Here is a 14,027-nt window from a genome sequence, read left to right on the forward strand (position 1 = left end):
CGGCCCGCCGTGGTCGGGCAACCCCGACCAGGGAGTCTCGACCTACCTGTCATGACCGTGCCCCCCGATCCGGCTGGAATGAAGGCGTGCCGAAACGACTGGTGGGAGCATCGATGACGACGACCCGGCCCGGATCCAAGGGAGTTGTGCCGTCCGGCGGTCGCGCCGGACGGCGCGCGCTCGGGACCGCCGGCTGGCTCGGCGCGGCCGGCTTCGCGACCGCCCTCGCCACCCTCTCCACCCTGACGCCGCACCGCGTCTGGGGCTGGTGCGCCGCCGCCGGCTACCTGGCGGCGGCGCTCGCCGGCGGGCTGCCGACCCGCCGGCGGCGCGCACTGTCCGTCGGCCTTGCGCTGGCCGGCGCCGTCCTGGTCCCGCTCACCGCCCTGCTGGCGACCGGTCGGGCCCAGAGCGAGGCCCTGGTGATCGAACGCTCCGCCGCGACCCTGCTGCACGACGGCACGCCCTACCTCACCGACCCGCGGGACGTGACGGACTACAACCCGTACCTGCCCGGCATGACGCTGTTCGGCATGCCCGCCCGGTTGTTCGGCGACGGCTCCGCCCCCGCCCGGCTGGCCGGCGACCCCCGGCTGTGGTGCGCCGCCGCCCTGGTGGCCTGCCTGGTCGCCGCGCACGCCGTCCTTCGCCGCGGTGCGGCCCCGGCCGGCTCCGACCGCCCGCTCGGCGCCGGGCACGCGATCGCCGTCCTGGCCGCCTCCCCGCTGGTCGCGCTGCCACTGTGTGTCAGCGGCGTCGACCTTCCGCTCACCGGACTGCTCGCGCTCGCCCTCGCGCTCGCCGCCCGCCACCGGCCGGTCGCGGCCGGACTCGCCCTCGCCGCCGCCTGCTCCCTCAAGTGGACCGCCCTGCCCGCGGTCGCGGTCGCCGTCGCGCTGCTCGCGGCCGGACCGGGCCGCCGCGCCGCCGTCCGGTGCGCCGCCGTGTGGGCCGGCGGCACGCTCGCCCTGATCCTGCCCGCGCTCCTGGTCGCGCCCGGCCCGCTGGTCGAGCAGGTGCTCCTCTTCCCGACCGGGCGCGGCGCCGTCCCGACCCCCGCCACCAGCCCGATGCCGGGCCGGCTGCTCGCCGACCTGGGGCCGGCCGGCTGGGGCGCGGCCGTCCTGCTGCTGGTGTGCGGCGGGACGGCGGTGGCGGCCTCGCTGCTGGTCCGGCCGCCCCGGAGCCTGGTCGCCGCCGCCGACCGGCTCGCCACCGGCCTCTGCCTCGCCTTCCTGCTGGCCCCCGCGGGGCGGTTCGGCTACTTCGCCCTGCCGTTGCTCCTCGCCGTGTGGGCCCGGCTCGCCACCGGTCGGCCCCTCGGAGGCCCGGCGGCCGAGCCGCAGGCCCCGGCCGCCGCCGCCGGCCCGCGCCCACCCGAACCAACGCCGCACCACCGCCATCCGGCCCGTGCGCCGGGACCCGCCGTGTCTGCCGGACGCCGGGACCGAGACCGCCGGGACCAGCGCGGACACCCGCACCCACCTGTTCACCGCATGACACCCCCGGCACCCGCCGGGAGCCCGAGAAAGGCAGCCACGTGAGCACCACACTCATCGTCACCAACGACTTCCCGCCCCGCCAGGGCGGCATAGAGACCTTCGTGCACGCGATGGCCACCCGGGTGCCCGGCGACGACGTGGTCGTCTACACCTCCTCCGAACCCGGCGACGCCGCCTTCGACGCCCGCCTGCCGTTCCCGGTCGTCCGCGACCCCGCCCGCACCCTGCTGCCCACCCGCAGGGTCTCCGAGCGCGCCGCGCAGCTGGTCCGCGAACACGGCTGCGACCGCGTCTGGTTCGGCGCGGCGGCCCCGCTCGCCGCGATGGCACCGGCGCTGCGCCGGGCCGGCGTCCGACGGATCGTCGCCACCACCCACGGCCACGAGATCTGGTGGGCCCGGGTGCCCGGGACCCGCCGACTGCTGCGACGGGTCGGCGACGGCGTCGACGTGGTCACCTACCTCGGCGAGTACACCAGGGCCCGGATCGCCCCGGCGCTGGGCCCGCACGCCGGTCTCAGCCGGCTCGTGCCCGGCGTCGACCCGGCCGCCTTCCGGCCCGAACCGACCGCGGACCGCGGCCGGGCGGTCCGCGACCGGTACGGGCTGCGCGGCCGCAGGATCGTGCTGAGCGTGGCCCGCCTGGTGCCCCGCAAGGGCCAGGACATGCTGATCCGGTCCCTGCCGCTGATCCGCCGGGCCGTTCCGGAGGCCGCGCTGCTCATCGTCGGCCAGGGCCCCGACGAGCGGCGGCTGAGGAAGCTCGCCGCCCGCCTCCCGGCGGGCTCCGTGGTCTTCGTCGGCGGCCGCAGCCACGCCGAGACCCCCGCCTACTACGCGGCCGCCGACGTCTTCGCCATGCCCTGCCGCACCCGCCGGGCCGGGCTGGAGGCCGAGGGGCTCGGCATCGTCTACCTGGAGGCCGCGGCCAGCGGCCTGCCCGTCGTCGTCGGGAACTCCGGCGGCGCCCCCGACGCGGTGCTCGACGGCCGTACCGGTACCGTCGTCGACGGCCGGGACGTCCAGGCTGTCGCCGGGGCCGTCATCCGGCTGCTGACCACCGCTGAGGGCGCCGCGATGGGCCGCGAGGGCCGCCGCTGGGCCGCCCGCGAGTGGACCTGGGACAACTCCGCCGACCGCCTGACCCGGCTGCTCACCCCCGGTCCGGAGCACGCCGAACTCCGCTGACGCACCGGCGCACCGATACCCGATGCACCGTCACTCCGACGCGCCGTCACATCGGTGCGTCGTCACCCCGGTGCCGCCCGAGGTCCGCCCCCGCCGGACCGGTCCGCGGCTCCGGCGCGGGCCACCGCCCCTGCGGCGGTCGCCGACGGGACGCCCATGGGCAAACCCGTTCGAGAACGACGGGGTGGAGTACCTCGCCCTGGTCGACGACCAGGGCCGGCAGTCGCCGTGGCCCCCCGGCGGCCGGGGCCCCGAATTCGCGGACCCGAAGCCGCGGTCGTGGGCGTCGGCGTGGGCGCTCAGCCGTAGATCCGGGCGTAGAGGTCCCGGATCTGCTCGGCGGTGGGCACGACGGGGTTGTTGGCGGGCGAACCGGAGGCCAGGGCCTGCTCGGCCATGACGGGCGTCAGGCGGTCCCAGACGGCCCGGTCGATGCCGTAGACGCGGGGCGTGGGCACCTCCAGGTCGAGGCAGAGCTTGCGGAGGGCGTCGACGAGCTTGTCGGCAGCCGTGTCGTCGGCGTCCTCGGCGGTCGCGGCGCCCAGGGTGCGGGCGCAGTCGGCGTAGCGGGCGGGAGCTGCGTGGACGGAGAAGGCGGTCACCTCGGGGAACAGCATGGCGTTCGACAGGCCGTGGGCGACGTGGAAGTGGGCGCCGATCGGGCGGCTCATGCCGTGCACGAGTGCGACGCTGGAGTTCGAGAAGGCGATGCCGGCCTGGGTCGCGGCGAGCATCATGGCCTCGCGGGCCCGGGTGTCCGAGCCGTCCACGTACGCGCGGCGCAGGTGGCGGCCGATGGCGTCGATCGCGGCGAGGGCGAGGCTGTCGGTGAACGGGTTGGCCTTGCGGCTCACGTACGCCTCGACGGCGTGGGTGAGGGCGTCGATGCCGGTGTCGGCGGTGAGCCGCGGCGGCATCGAGAGGGTCAGGTCGACGTCGACGACGGAGGCCAGCGGCTGGAAGGCCGGGCCCAGGCACATCATCTTCTCGTCGGTGGCGCTGTCGGTGATGACGGTGACCTGGGTGGCCTCGGACCCGCTGCCGGCGGTGGTGGGGACGGCGATCACCGGGAGGGCGGGGCCGTGGTTGACCCGCGGTGCCTTGTAGTCGCGCATGTGGCCGCCCTGCACGCCGAGCAGGGCCAGGGCCTTGGCGCTGTCCATCGGGCTTCCTCCGCCGAATCCGACGACGGAGTCCGCTTCGTGCTCGCGCAGGGCCTTCAGGCCGGCGGTCAGTGAGGCGGTGGTCGGGTCGGGCACGGTGTCGGAGAACACCCGCGGGTGCAGGCCGGCCTCGTGCAGGATCGCCGTCAGGCGCTCCGCGGCGCCGGTCCCGACCAGGAACGCGTCCGTGACGAGCAGGGGGCGGCTCAGCCCCAGCCCCGCGAGGACGTCGCCCAACTCCTCGGCGGCGCCGGGCCCGACGCGCAGGATCCGGGGCAGGGAAAGGCTGGCAACCATGGAGGACCTCTCGACGGTGGGGGAGCGGCGGTCGGGGTGCTCCGGCCGGGGCGGGTTCGACTGTGACGCCCGCGAGTTGTGCGTTCAATCGCCAATCGCGCAGACGCGGTGTGCGGAAATGCAGATACCCTGCTCGGGTGCACTCCGGTTCCCGCCCGGTGGGTGGCGAGGATCCGGCCCCGCCGCCACTGCCGCCGTCCCCGCCGCCGACGGCGCCGCGCGCGGACCGCGGCGGCACGCTCGACCCGCGGCGGCTCCGCGCGGACGACCTCCGCTACCTGCTCGCGGTCGCCCGTACCGGGCGTCTGGTGGCCGCGGCCGACGCGCTCGGCGTGGACCACACCACCGTGTCCCGTCGCATCGGTGCGCTGGAACGGAGCCTCGGTGTGCGGCTGATGGAGCGCGGCGCGGAGGGCTGGGTCCTCACGGAGGCCGGCAGGGCCGTCGCGCAGAGCGCCCGCGCGATCGAGGACGCCCTGGTCCAGGTGGTCGACGTGGTCTCCGGCCAGGACGCGCCGTCCCTCCACGGCACCGTCCGGGTGAGCGCCCCGGACGGCTTCGGCACCCGCGTCGTCACCCCCGCGCTGGCCCGGCTGCGCCGCTACCATCCCGGACTGCAGGTCGAACTCGTCACCGCGACGAGGCAGCTGACCCTGCGCCCGGCCGGCTTCGACCTCGCCCTGGCGATCGGCCGGCCGCCGCGGAGCCGGCTGGTGACCGAGCACCTCACCGACTACGCGCTGGGGCTGTACGCCAGCGACGAGTACCTCGCGCGGTGCGGGTCGCCCGCGACGGTCGCCGACCTGCGGGACCACGCGCTGGTCTTCTACATCGAGTCGATGCTCCAGGTCGGGGACCTCGACATCGAACGCCACCTGCCCGGCATCACCCCCGCGTTCTCCTCGACGAACGTCTTCGCCCAGCTCGAAGCGGCCCGGCTGGGGGCCGGCATCGGCGTGCTGCCGGCCTTCCTCACCGGCCGGTCCGGGCTGCGGCGGCTGCTCGCTGCGGAGGTCGACATCCGGCTGCCGATCACCCTGGCCGTGCGGCGGGAGGCGGTCACCCACCCCGCCGTCCGGGCGGTGCGCGACGCCCTGCACCACGAGGTCGCCGACCGCGCCGCCGAACTGCTCCCGGAGTAGCCGGGCCGCGCGCCCGCCCGCGGCCCGACGGCGCAGCGGCGCAGCGGCGCACCCGGCCCCCGGAACGGCCGGTGCCGGCCTCCCCGCGAGCGGGGCGACCGGCACCGTCGGAGCGGGAAGCGTCACGGCAGCGGGATGCGCACCACCTGCGGGTCGTGGTCGCTGAGCTGTGCGCTGAACTCGCTGTTGATGTGGACGATGTCGTAGTCGTACGCCGTGGCCGCCAGGGCGCCGGAGATCAGGATGTGGTCCAGCACCTGCGAGTTGCCCTCGTACACGTAGGTGTAGCGCTCGGGCAGCGGCAGCGTGCGCGGCAGGTCGGTGAGCGAGCCGCCGGCGGTGAGGATGTCGGCGGTCTGCGAGAACTCGAAGTCGTTGAGGTCGCCGAGCACGATGACCGAGGCGTTCGGGTTCACGGCCAGGATCGAGTCGGTGAAGGACTTCACCGCGGTCGCCTGGTCGTGGCGCTGGTTCTCCGAGGGGCGGGCCGGCTGCTGGTAGCGGCCGAACAGGGGCTGGTCGCCGCCCTTGGAGTTGAAGTGGTTGGCGATCACGAAGACCGGCTTGCCGTTCCAGCGGAACTCGCCGGCCAGCGGCTTGCGGCTGGAGTTCCATGCCGCGTTCGCCGGGTCGATCCGCCCGGGGGAGTACGCCAACTGCGGTGTGCCGCCCGCGTTCACCACCGAGTCGGCGGTGGTGGACCCGGCGCCGGGGCGGTCGGTGAAGGACAGGCCGCGGTCGGTGCGGAACAGGAACACCTGGCGGATGTTGCCGCCGGGCTGCCCGCCGTCCTGGTCGTTGACCGGGTCGATCTCGCGGTAGGAGTACGCGGGGCCGCCGGCCGCCGTGATGGCCGCGGTGAGCTTGGTCAGCGTCTGGGTCGCGCTCACCGTGCCGTCGTCGGTGGCACCGCTGTTGTCCTGGATCTCCTCCAGGGCGACCAGGTCGGGTGCGCGCAGGTTGGTGACGATGCCGGCCGCGAGGCCGTCGAACTTGCTCTGCGGGTCGGAGGGGGCGAGGTTCTCCACGTTGAGGGTGGCGACGGCGAGCTGCCCGGCCGTCGGCGCGGCGGTGACCTCGGGGGCGGTGCCGCCGGGGGTGACCGTCGGGGTCGCCGTGACCTGGAGGGTGAAGTTGCCGAAGGCGTAGTCGAGCACGCCGACGGTGGGGCCGGTCAGCGTGTCGCCGACGTTCGCGGTCGGGGTGGGCGCGAGCGCCTTCCCGAGGACGACCCGCTCCGGGTTGCCGTCGTTCGCCTGCAGCAGGATGCCGCCCCGGTCGGTGCGGGTGGTGCTGCCCTGCGGGACGACCGGCACCTCGCCGTACGTGTTGGACGGGCCGACCACGGCGGCGTCGTCGATCTCGACCCGCATGCCCTCCAGGGACTCCCAGAAGTCCAGGCCGTCGGTGGCGGGCCGGTAGTTCCCCGCGGTCTCGACGTCGCCGGAGGTGACGCCGGAGACGACCGCGGACGGGGGTGTCCGCCCGCCCGGGCCGACCAGCGTGGCGGCGGGCAGCGGCGCGTTGTGGGCGACCACCGTGACGGTGGGCGCGGTGAGTTCGGTGATCGACAGGTTGGTGGTGCCGCCGGTACCGCCCGGGCGGTACTGGCTGACGGTGGCGCTCACCGTGACCGAGTCGCCGACCGCGACCGACGGCGCGCCCGTGGTGTAGACGTAGACGCCCTCGCTGGTGCCGGGGTCGTTGTCGGGCTGCGGGTCCTGGTACCAGAACCCGTTGGGGCCGACCGCCGTCACCACGCCGGGCACCGCGCTGACCGCGCTGCCGGTCAGCGGGGAGGTGCGGGCGGCGCCCTGGATGTCGTGGATGCGGGTGCCGCCGGTGCCGCCGCCCCCGCCGGTCGAGGAGGAGTTGCGCGGCGCGGGCGCGCCGATCGCGAAGTCCGCGGCGTTGTCGTCGGTGTCGGTGGCGCCGCCGCCCGCGCGCAGGGCCGCGGTGGAGTTCGACAGGTTGCCGGTCGGCGAGCCCTCGGCGGAGCCGGCGCTGCTGCCGTACCCGACGAAGTCCTTCACACCGGGCAGGCCCGCGCAGCCAGAACTGCAGGTCAGCACCGTTCCGTTGGTGACGAGGGCGACCTTTCCGGAGGTCGCCGACATGGCGGTCGTGCCGGTGGCGTCGGCCGTCGGCAGCGCGGCGCCCGTCCCGGCCCCGGCGGCCTCCTGGACGAGGAAGTAGTGGCCGGGCGCGATCGTGCCGGAGAGGGTGGTCCGCGACCAGCTCGAACCGGCGGCCGAGGCGTACTGCACCGTCCAGCCGGTCACGGACACCGGTGTGGTGCCGCGGTTGTACAGCTCGACGAAGTCGTTGGCGTACGGGGCACCGGAGTTGCCACCGCCGCCGTACACCTGGCTGATCACGACGTCGGGCGACGCCGCCTGCGCCACGCCGCCGGGCAGCGCCACCAGCGCCGCCACCACGGCCGCGGCGGAGGCCGCCGCCGACGCCCGGCGGCGCACGCGCGGCGCTCTCGGGTTGGTCCGGGGAATCGGGGTGCTCCGCATGGGGCTTACCTCCTGACCACCGTCCGGGCTCGTGGCCCGGCGGTGTGACCACGGATGGGAAAGGTCGGGCGCTGAGGTTGTAGCAGCGCCACCAGATCCCTACCGTCCGTGCCGGGCGACTGCCAGACGTACGGCGGAAGAACGTTTCTACGCGCGACAAGTGGGTGGACGGCCTCCGGATGCCCGGATGCCCGGATGCCCGGATGCCCGGATGCCCGGATGCCCGGATGCCCGGATGCCCGGGCGAACGGCCGGGAGCGGAAACCGGGGAAGCAGGGCGTGGGGAAGCAGGGTGCGGGGAACCGTCCGGCGCGGAGGTCCCGGACCGGCTCCGGCTGCGGCTCCGGCCGCGACGCCCGGCGGCAATCCGGCGCCGCGCGACCCGCCGACCGGACGAACCCGGGGAACCCGGATCCGGGCATCCCCGGTGACTCCAACTCGCCCACGACAAAACCACCGTGACGCCCGCCCGGCGAAATCCCGGAGGACGGCCGGCCCGCCCGTCCGCGCCCCCGGAACCGGGTTCTCCGGCAAATTTGCCGGTTGCCCGCCGAAGACCGCCTGAGTACTGTCGGCCCCTGCGTCAGGGAGACCGTCACGGGGGTGCGTTCATGGTCCTTCCAGCAATGTGCAACAGCTGACCGGACATCGGCCGAAGCCGGCTCCGGTCCACGGTTCACCGGCGTCGGGCGCCAACGGTCGACGCCGCCCCGAACCGCCCGGATCCCGGCCGTGGCAAGGCCGATCCCCCCGCGAACAGGGAACGCTCTCCGAGCGTTCATTCCCACTCGGGCGTGTTTCGCATCACGAGGGAGGAGATTGTCATGGAGAACAAGTCCGTGGAGACCGTCGAGCTCCAGGCCTACGAGACCCCCGAGGTCTTCGAGGTCGGCTCTTTCGCCGAGGACACCGGCTACATGGGTTTCGTCGGCGGCGAGCCGTGGGTGACCAGCATCCCGCGCAGCTGGTGGTAAATCCGCGCCGTGAGTGAGCGCGGGCGCTAATCCGTCAAGGGGGGGCAGGGCCGGTGGAATTCGGTGAACAGTACTTCGTGGTCCTCCCGGACCATCCGAGGGCAGTCGCCGCCGCCGACCGGCTCCCCCCGGATGCCACGCCGCTCGTGTCGCACCGATCCGGCCGGCCCTGTCTGGCCGGCCGGATCCCCCCGGCACAGCTCCTGCAGGCCCGAGCGGGAGAGACCGTCCTCGCCGTCGTCGGCATCTGCTCCGCCACCCAGGCCGACCTGGACGCCCAGGCGGCACGGATCACCGACCCAGCCCGGCTCGACGGGCTGTCGCTGCGCTGGTCGGGCAGCTACCACCTGATCGCCTCGGTGGGCGGACGGCTGCGGGTGCAGGGCACCGCCTCGGGCCTGCGCAGGATCAGCCACGGAACCGTGGACGGACTGACCGTCGCCGCGGACCGGACCGACCTGCTCGCCGACCTGATCGGCCCCGAACCCGACCCGGGCGCCCTCGCGCTGCGCCTGCTGGAGAACCTGCCGCACCCGCTGCCCGAACGCTCGCTCTGGAAGGGCGTCGAGACCGTGCCGCCCGGTAGCTGGCTGTCGGTGCCGGCCGACGGGCGGGGACCCGCGGTGCACCCCTGGTGGCAACCGCCGCTGGCCGAACTCCCGCTCCCGGACGCCGCGGTGGCACTGCACGCCGAGCTGTCCGCCGCCGTCGGCGCCCGCCTCGCCCGCACCACCAGGCTGACCGGCGACTTCTCCGGCGGCCTGGACTCGACCTCGCTGCTCGCCCTGGCCGCCAAGGACACACCGGTCGTCGGATTCACGATGGCCAACGACGACCAGGCCGACGACGACCTCCACTGGGCCGGCATCGCGGCCGCCGGACTGCCCCACCTCCGGCACGTCGTCTTCGGGAGCGACGAGGTGCCGGGCTTCTTCGGGGGCCTGACCGACCTCACGGCGCTCACCGACGAGCCCAGCCTCGCCGTCCTCAGTACGCCCCGGCTGCACGCGATGCGCGAACTCGCCGTCGGCCACGGATCCACCCTGCACCTGGACGGCCTGGGCGGCGACCAGGCGCTGACCGGCCACTTCGCCTCCTACCACGAACTGCTGCGCCGCCACCCGCTGATGGCCCTGCGGCGACTGCGCACGATCCGCCTGCTCAGCCGACTGGACCTCGGGGCCTCGCTGCGTACCCTGCTCGACGGCAGCTCCTACCGCTCCTGGTTCACCGCCGAGCTGAACGCGCTCACCACGGGCCGGGCCCGGCGCCGCAACCGCGTCTTCGACTGGGGCGGCGGACTGGCCCTCCCCGACTGGCTGACCCCCGAGGCGTCGGACCTGGTCCTCGCCGAACTGCGCGCCGCCGGCGAGCACGCCCGGCCGCTCGCCCCGAGCCGCGGCCGGCACAGCGACCTGGCGGCGGTCCAGGACGCCGGACTGCTGGTCCGGTCGCTGCACCAGGTGGTCGGCCGTCCCGGGTACGGCGGTTCCTCCCCGTTCCTGGACGACCGGGTCATCGCGGTCTGCCTGGCGGTGCGGCCCGAAGAACGCGTCACCCCATGGGAGTTCAAGCCGCTGATCAAGAGCGCCATGGCCGCCGACCTGCCCCGGCGCTTCCTGGAGCGGCGCACCAAGGCCGACGGCGCGATGATCGCCGCCGAGGGCTTCGCCCGGCACCGGCTCGAACTCGACCGGATCTGGCAGACCTCCCGGCTGGCGGACCTGGGGCTGATCGACCCGGCCCCGCTGCGCGAGCTGTGCCGCCGCCCGTACGCGGGCGCCACGCACGGGGGGCGGATGCCCGTCGCCCTGAGCACCGAACTCTGGGCCAGGGACCGGCTGGGCTGAGCCCGGCCCGCCCGCTTCGCTTCCGCCTGCCTGCCCCGCCCGCCTGCCCCCTTCCCGCTTGCCCTTCCCCGCCTGCACCGCCCCCGTCGGGCCGTGCCCGCCCGACCACGACGAGAGAGACCGGCATGACCTTCGCGCTTCACCCGGACGTCTCCACCGCCGTCACCGAGTACGGCATCGTGCTGCTGGACGGCCGCGACGGCCGCTACTTCCAGCTCAACGGGACCGCAGCCACGGCCTTCCGGGCGCTGGTGGACGGCGGCACCGTCGAGCAGGCCGCCGAGCGGCTGACGGCCGCCTTCGACGTCACACCGGACCGGGCCGGGCAGGACGTCGAGCGGCTGGTCGCCAAGCTGGTCGCGCTCAAGGTGGTGGCCGGATGAGCGACGCGGTGGTGCCCGCCAGGTCCGGAACGAATCTGACGATCAGTCAAAAGCTTTGCGCCAAGGTGGCAGTGGGCTTGGCCAGGCTGATCGCCCGGAAGTCGCCGGCCAGGATCCGCGCGCTGCTGACCCGGCTCGGCAGGGGCGCCCGCCCGGCGAGCTACGCCGAGGCGGAGGCGGCGCGCGACGCCGTCGTTGCGGTCAGCCTGCGCTGCGCGGCCTTCGAAGGCTGCCTGCCGCGCTCGCTCGCGACCGTCCTGCTCTGCCGGGCGCGCGGCACCTGGCCGACCTGGGCGGTGGGAGTCCGCGCCCGCCCGCCGTTCGGCGCGCACGCCTGGGTGGAGGCCGAGGGACGGATGGTCGACGAGGGCGTGGACCCTTCGTACTTCCGCAGCCTCTTCACCGTCTCCGTGCCCGACCGGCACGCCTGACCGGCACGCCTGACCGGCACGCCTGACGCGGGTCGGGGGCCCGCTGTTCTGTCCCGTGAGGTCGGACAGCGCGAGCCGGGAGGAGCCGTCGAGTCTGCGGTAGACCCGGGACAGGTGCGTCTCCACCGTGCGGGGGCTGAGGAACGGCCGCTCGGCGATCTCGCGGGTGCGCAGCCCCGCCGAGCCCGGGCCGGCGACCTCCCGTTCGCGGTCGCCGGGCAGACCGAGGGGGTGCGCGGTGCGGCTGTTTCCCGACAGCGCCGCGCGCACGGGGGCCACGCGCTCCCCGACGAGCAGCGCGGTGCGGGTGCGGACGAGCGACGTCCTCGACGGGCTCCCGAAGGGAAACGTCTACGTGCAGCCCGGGGTGCGGCAGCAGGTGCCGTCGGACGAGGACTACTCGACGCACGACCCGGCACTCGTCAACAGCACGTCGGCGGACTTCCTGGGGCAAGTCGCCTACCAGCACGTCGACAACACCTACCTCGGCCTGCTCCAGACGTCCATGCTCGCCCCCGGGCCGACGGTGACCGGCGTCAGTCCCGCCTTCGGCACGAGCGGCTCCACGGTCGTCATCGAGGGCAGCGGCTTCACCCCGGGCAGCGTTCTCGACTTCGGTCCCATCCCGTGCCCCGACCCGATCATCGGCGTGGGCGGCTACCGGATCAGCGCCACGGTGCCCGACGGCGTCGGCATCGTGGACGTCCGGGTCACCAACGTCCGCGGCACGTCGCCCGTCGTGCCGCTCGGGCAGTTCGCCTACGACGGGCCGGCGCCCCTGGTGGTCACCGGTATCGACCCGATCAGCGGGCCGGCGATGAGGACCACGGTCACCATCACCGGATCGGGCTTCCCCGAGGACGCCGGCGTGAACTTCAAGGACCGGCCGTCAAAGTCGGTCACCTGGATCTCGGACACCCAGCTCACCGCCACCGCGCCCCTGCAGATCGATGACGGCCAGACGGTGGACATCACCGTGACGGCCGGCGAAATCGCCTCCGCCACCGGCCCGGCCGACGAGTTCACCTACACGGGCCTCTGAGCCGACGGCCGGAGCGGCGCGCCCCCCGGCCCCCGGCCCCCGGCCCTCGCCCCTCGGCCCCGGCCCCCGGCCCTCGGCCCTCGGCGCGGAGACGCCGTGCCCGGAGGCCTGCTCCACGTGTGTAGGCCCCGGTCGGCACCGGGGCGTACACCGGCATCAGACGCGCGCGCCACCGCCCGTTCGCGGCCGTTACCCCCGTCGTGTGATCGGCGCGGATCGACACCCCTCGGAAGGCGTGTCGGGAGGCCACAGGCCGCCCCAGGGTCATAACTGGATCGTATGTCTGGCTGGAAACTGTCCCTGTGCGCAGCTGCCGCCGGCCTGGTGCTGGCCGGCGCCGCCGCCGGCCCGCCGTCCGCCGGCTCGACTGCCCGCCATCCCCACGGCGGGCCAGGCACAGACGAGTTGGTGCTGTCGGTGACGGTCGACGGCCGGCCCGGCACACCGGCGGTGAAAGCCGGCGCCGAGGTGCGGGTGAGCTACGAACTGCGCAACGACGGTCAAGCCCCGGTGACCGACGTGCGGATCACCGACACCCTCGCTCCCGGGGCCGAACCCCGCTGCCCGGGCGACGGTAGCGCAGACACCTCCCGACTCCGCCCGGCTGCCACCATCGTCTGCACGGCAACCCTGCGCGCCCTGCCCGGAGAACACCAGGGCCTGGTCACCGCCCGAGCGGTCACGACCTACGGCCGCGCCACCCTCACCCGTACGGCGCACGCGCGCTACACCGGCGTGGGCGCCGGCCCGACACCACCCACCCCCGGTACGGGAACACCCGGCCCAGGGGCACCCACGCCCGGAGGCACGGCGCCGGTGGCCATGGTGGCGGCTCCGGCGGCTCCCGCAGCTTCCGCACCCGGAGCGCCCGCGTGCGGGGCAGGGGCTCCCGCGGGCGGCGGGCCTGGGTTGCCGGTGCCTGGGGTGCCTGTGCCTGGGGTGCCCGTGCCCGGGGCGCCCGTACCTGGGGTGCCTGTGCCTGGGGTGCCAGTACCTGCGGTGCCTGCACCCGGCGGGCCCGTACCCGGGGTTCCTTCGGGTGGAGCCGGGGTGCCCGGAGTGCCACCTGGGGCAGGCGCTTCCGTGCCTGGGCTTCCTTCCGGCGGGGCAGGGATGCCGGGAGCGCCGGCAGGCGGGGCCCCCGCCCCGGGCGCTCGCGCCCCAGAGGCTCCGGCCGCCGGGGCTCCTGCTCCTGGGGTTCCCGCAGTCGGGGGAGGGCCTGCCGCACCCGGTGCTCCTGCGGCCGGTGCACCCGGGGGTGGGGTTCCCGTAGCCGGGGCTCCCGCGCCTGCGGCTCCTGCGGGCGGGGCAGGGGTTCCTGCAGCTGGTGTTTCCGTGGGAGGTGTACCAGTAGCCGGACCCGCGGCCGGTGCTCTCGTAGCCAACGTTCCCGCAGCCGGGGCTCCCGTGCCTGGGGCTCCCGTGCCCGGGGCACCGGCGGGCGGAGCCGGCGCTCCTGCGGGCGGTGCGCCCGTCGCTGGCGCACCCGCACCCGGCGCACCCGCACCCGGCGCACCCGCACCCGGCGCACCCG

10 protein-coding genes and 1 pseudogene are annotated in these 14,027 nt (G+C 75.2%); 8 read left to right on the forward strand and 3 right to left on the reverse strand.

The features are described 5' to 3' along the window. Positions 1 to 113 precede the first annotated feature (113 nt). Together ACFV04_RS40505 and ACFV04_RS40510 are read left to right on the forward strand one after the other, a co-directional pair. Positions 114 to 1,544 (forward strand): glycosyltransferase 87 family protein, encoded by a 1,431-nt coding sequence (locus ACFV04_RS40505; RefSeq protein ID WP_380536083.1) that lies wholly within the window; start codon positions 114 to 116, stop codon positions 1,542 to 1,544. Continuing rightward, complete coding sequence (locus tag ACFV04_RS40510) at positions 1,541 to 2,689, forward strand: glycosyltransferase family 4 protein (protein WP_380536085.1); 1,149 nt, start codon at positions 1,541 to 1,543, stop codon at positions 2,687 to 2,689. The genes ACFV04_RS40505 and ACFV04_RS40510 overlap by 4 nt, the downstream gene beginning before the upstream one ends. Positions 2,690 to 2,988: 299 nt before the next feature. On the opposite strand, the gene ACFV04_RS40515 is transcribed toward ACFV04_RS40510, so the two are convergent. Beyond that, entirely contained in the window at positions 2,989 to 4,149 is a 1,161-nt protein-coding gene (locus ACFV04_RS40515) for an iron-containing alcohol dehydrogenase (protein ID WP_360262654.1), read from the reverse strand. Positions 4,150 to 4,286: 137 nt separating this feature from the next. Here ACFV04_RS40515 and ACFV04_RS40520 point away from each other — a divergent pair, with 137 nt between their 5' ends. Then, positions 4,287 to 5,291 (forward strand): LysR family transcriptional regulator, encoded by a 1,005-nt coding sequence (locus ACFV04_RS40520; RefSeq protein WP_380342665.1) that lies wholly within the window; start codon positions 4,287 to 4,289, stop codon positions 5,289 to 5,291. A 122-nt stretch (positions 5,292 to 5,413) separates the two neighbouring features. Here the strand turns inward: ACFV04_RS40520 and ACFV04_RS40525 are convergent, their stop codons facing one another. Further along, entirely contained in the window at positions 5,414 to 7,813 is a 2,400-nt protein-coding gene (locus tag ACFV04_RS40525) for a lamin tail domain-containing protein (protein WP_380536088.1), read from the reverse strand. A gap of 824 nt (positions 7,814 to 8,637) precedes the next feature. On the opposite strand from ACFV04_RS40525, the gene ACFV04_RS40530 reads away from it, so the two are divergent. The 4 genes from ACFV04_RS40530 to ACFV04_RS40545 all read left to right on the forward strand — a co-directional run bounded on the left by ACFV04_RS40530 (position 8,638) and on the right by ACFV04_RS40545 (position 11,451). Next, a complete protein-coding gene (locus tag ACFV04_RS40530) occupies positions 8,638 to 8,787 on the forward strand; it encodes a keywimysin-related RiPP (protein ID WP_360262657.1) in 150 nt (49 codons plus the stop codon). A gap of 53 nt (positions 8,788 to 8,840) precedes the next feature. Then, positions 8,841 to 10,637, forward strand: coding sequence for an asparagine synthase-related protein (locus ACFV04_RS40535; protein WP_380536090.1), 1,797 nt, complete (start codon positions 8,841 to 8,843; stop codon positions 10,635 to 10,637). A gap of 125 nt (positions 10,638 to 10,762) precedes the next feature. Further along, positions 10,763 to 11,020: a lasso peptide biosynthesis PqqD family chaperone gene (locus ACFV04_RS40540; protein ID WP_380536092.1), complete on the forward strand. Its 258-nt coding sequence runs from the start codon at positions 10,763 to 10,765 to the stop codon at positions 11,018 to 11,020. A 71-nt stretch (positions 11,021 to 11,091) separates the two neighbouring features. Beyond that, positions 11,092 to 11,451 (forward strand): lasso peptide biosynthesis B2 protein, encoded by a 360-nt coding sequence (locus tag ACFV04_RS40545; RefSeq protein WP_380536096.1) that lies wholly within the window; start codon positions 11,092 to 11,094, stop codon positions 11,449 to 11,451. A 78-nt stretch (positions 11,452 to 11,529) separates the two neighbouring features. Here the strand turns inward: ACFV04_RS40545 and ACFV04_RS40550 are convergent. Next, positions 11,530 to 11,730, reverse strand: a pseudogene (locus ACFV04_RS40550) (helix-turn-helix transcriptional regulator); the annotation flags it as partial. Between ACFV04_RS40550 and ACFV04_RS40555 the strand changes: the two are divergent. Beyond that, positions 11,690 to 12,493: an IPT/TIG domain-containing protein gene (locus tag ACFV04_RS40555; RefSeq protein WP_380536094.1), complete on the forward strand. Its 804-nt coding sequence runs from the start codon at positions 11,690 to 11,692 to the stop codon at positions 12,491 to 12,493. The pseudogene ACFV04_RS40550 and the gene ACFV04_RS40555 sit on opposite strands and share 41 nt — an antisense overlap. Positions 12,494 to 14,027 lie beyond the last annotated feature (1,534 nt).

This window comes from Kitasatospora sp. NPDC059599 (genome assembly GCF_042735125.1).
Classification (GTDB): Bacteria; Actinomycetota; Actinomycetes; order Streptomycetales; family Streptomycetaceae; genus Kitasatospora.

What these genes read in the sequence shown, in the direction of transcription:
- ACFV04_RS40505 (WP_380536083.1), top strand. Translation starts at nt 114, where the DNA reads ATGACGACGACCCGGCCCGGATCCAAGGGAGTTGTGCCGTCCGGCGGT.
- ACFV04_RS40515 (WP_360262654.1), bottom strand. Translation starts at nt 4,149, where the DNA reads ATGGTTGCCAGCCTTTCCCTGCCCCGGATCCTGCGCGTCGGGCCCGGC.
- ACFV04_RS40525 (WP_380536088.1), bottom strand. Translation starts at nt 7,813, where the DNA reads ATGCGGAGCACCCCGATTCCCCGGACCAACCCGAGAGCGCCGCGCGTG.
- ACFV04_RS40530 (WP_360262657.1), top strand. Translation starts at nt 8,638, where the DNA reads ATGGAGAACAAGTCCGTGGAGACCGTCGAGCTCCAGGCCTACGAGACC.
- ACFV04_RS40540 (WP_380536092.1), top strand. Translation starts at nt 10,763, where the DNA reads ATGACCTTCGCGCTTCACCCGGACGTCTCCACCGCCGTCACCGAGTAC.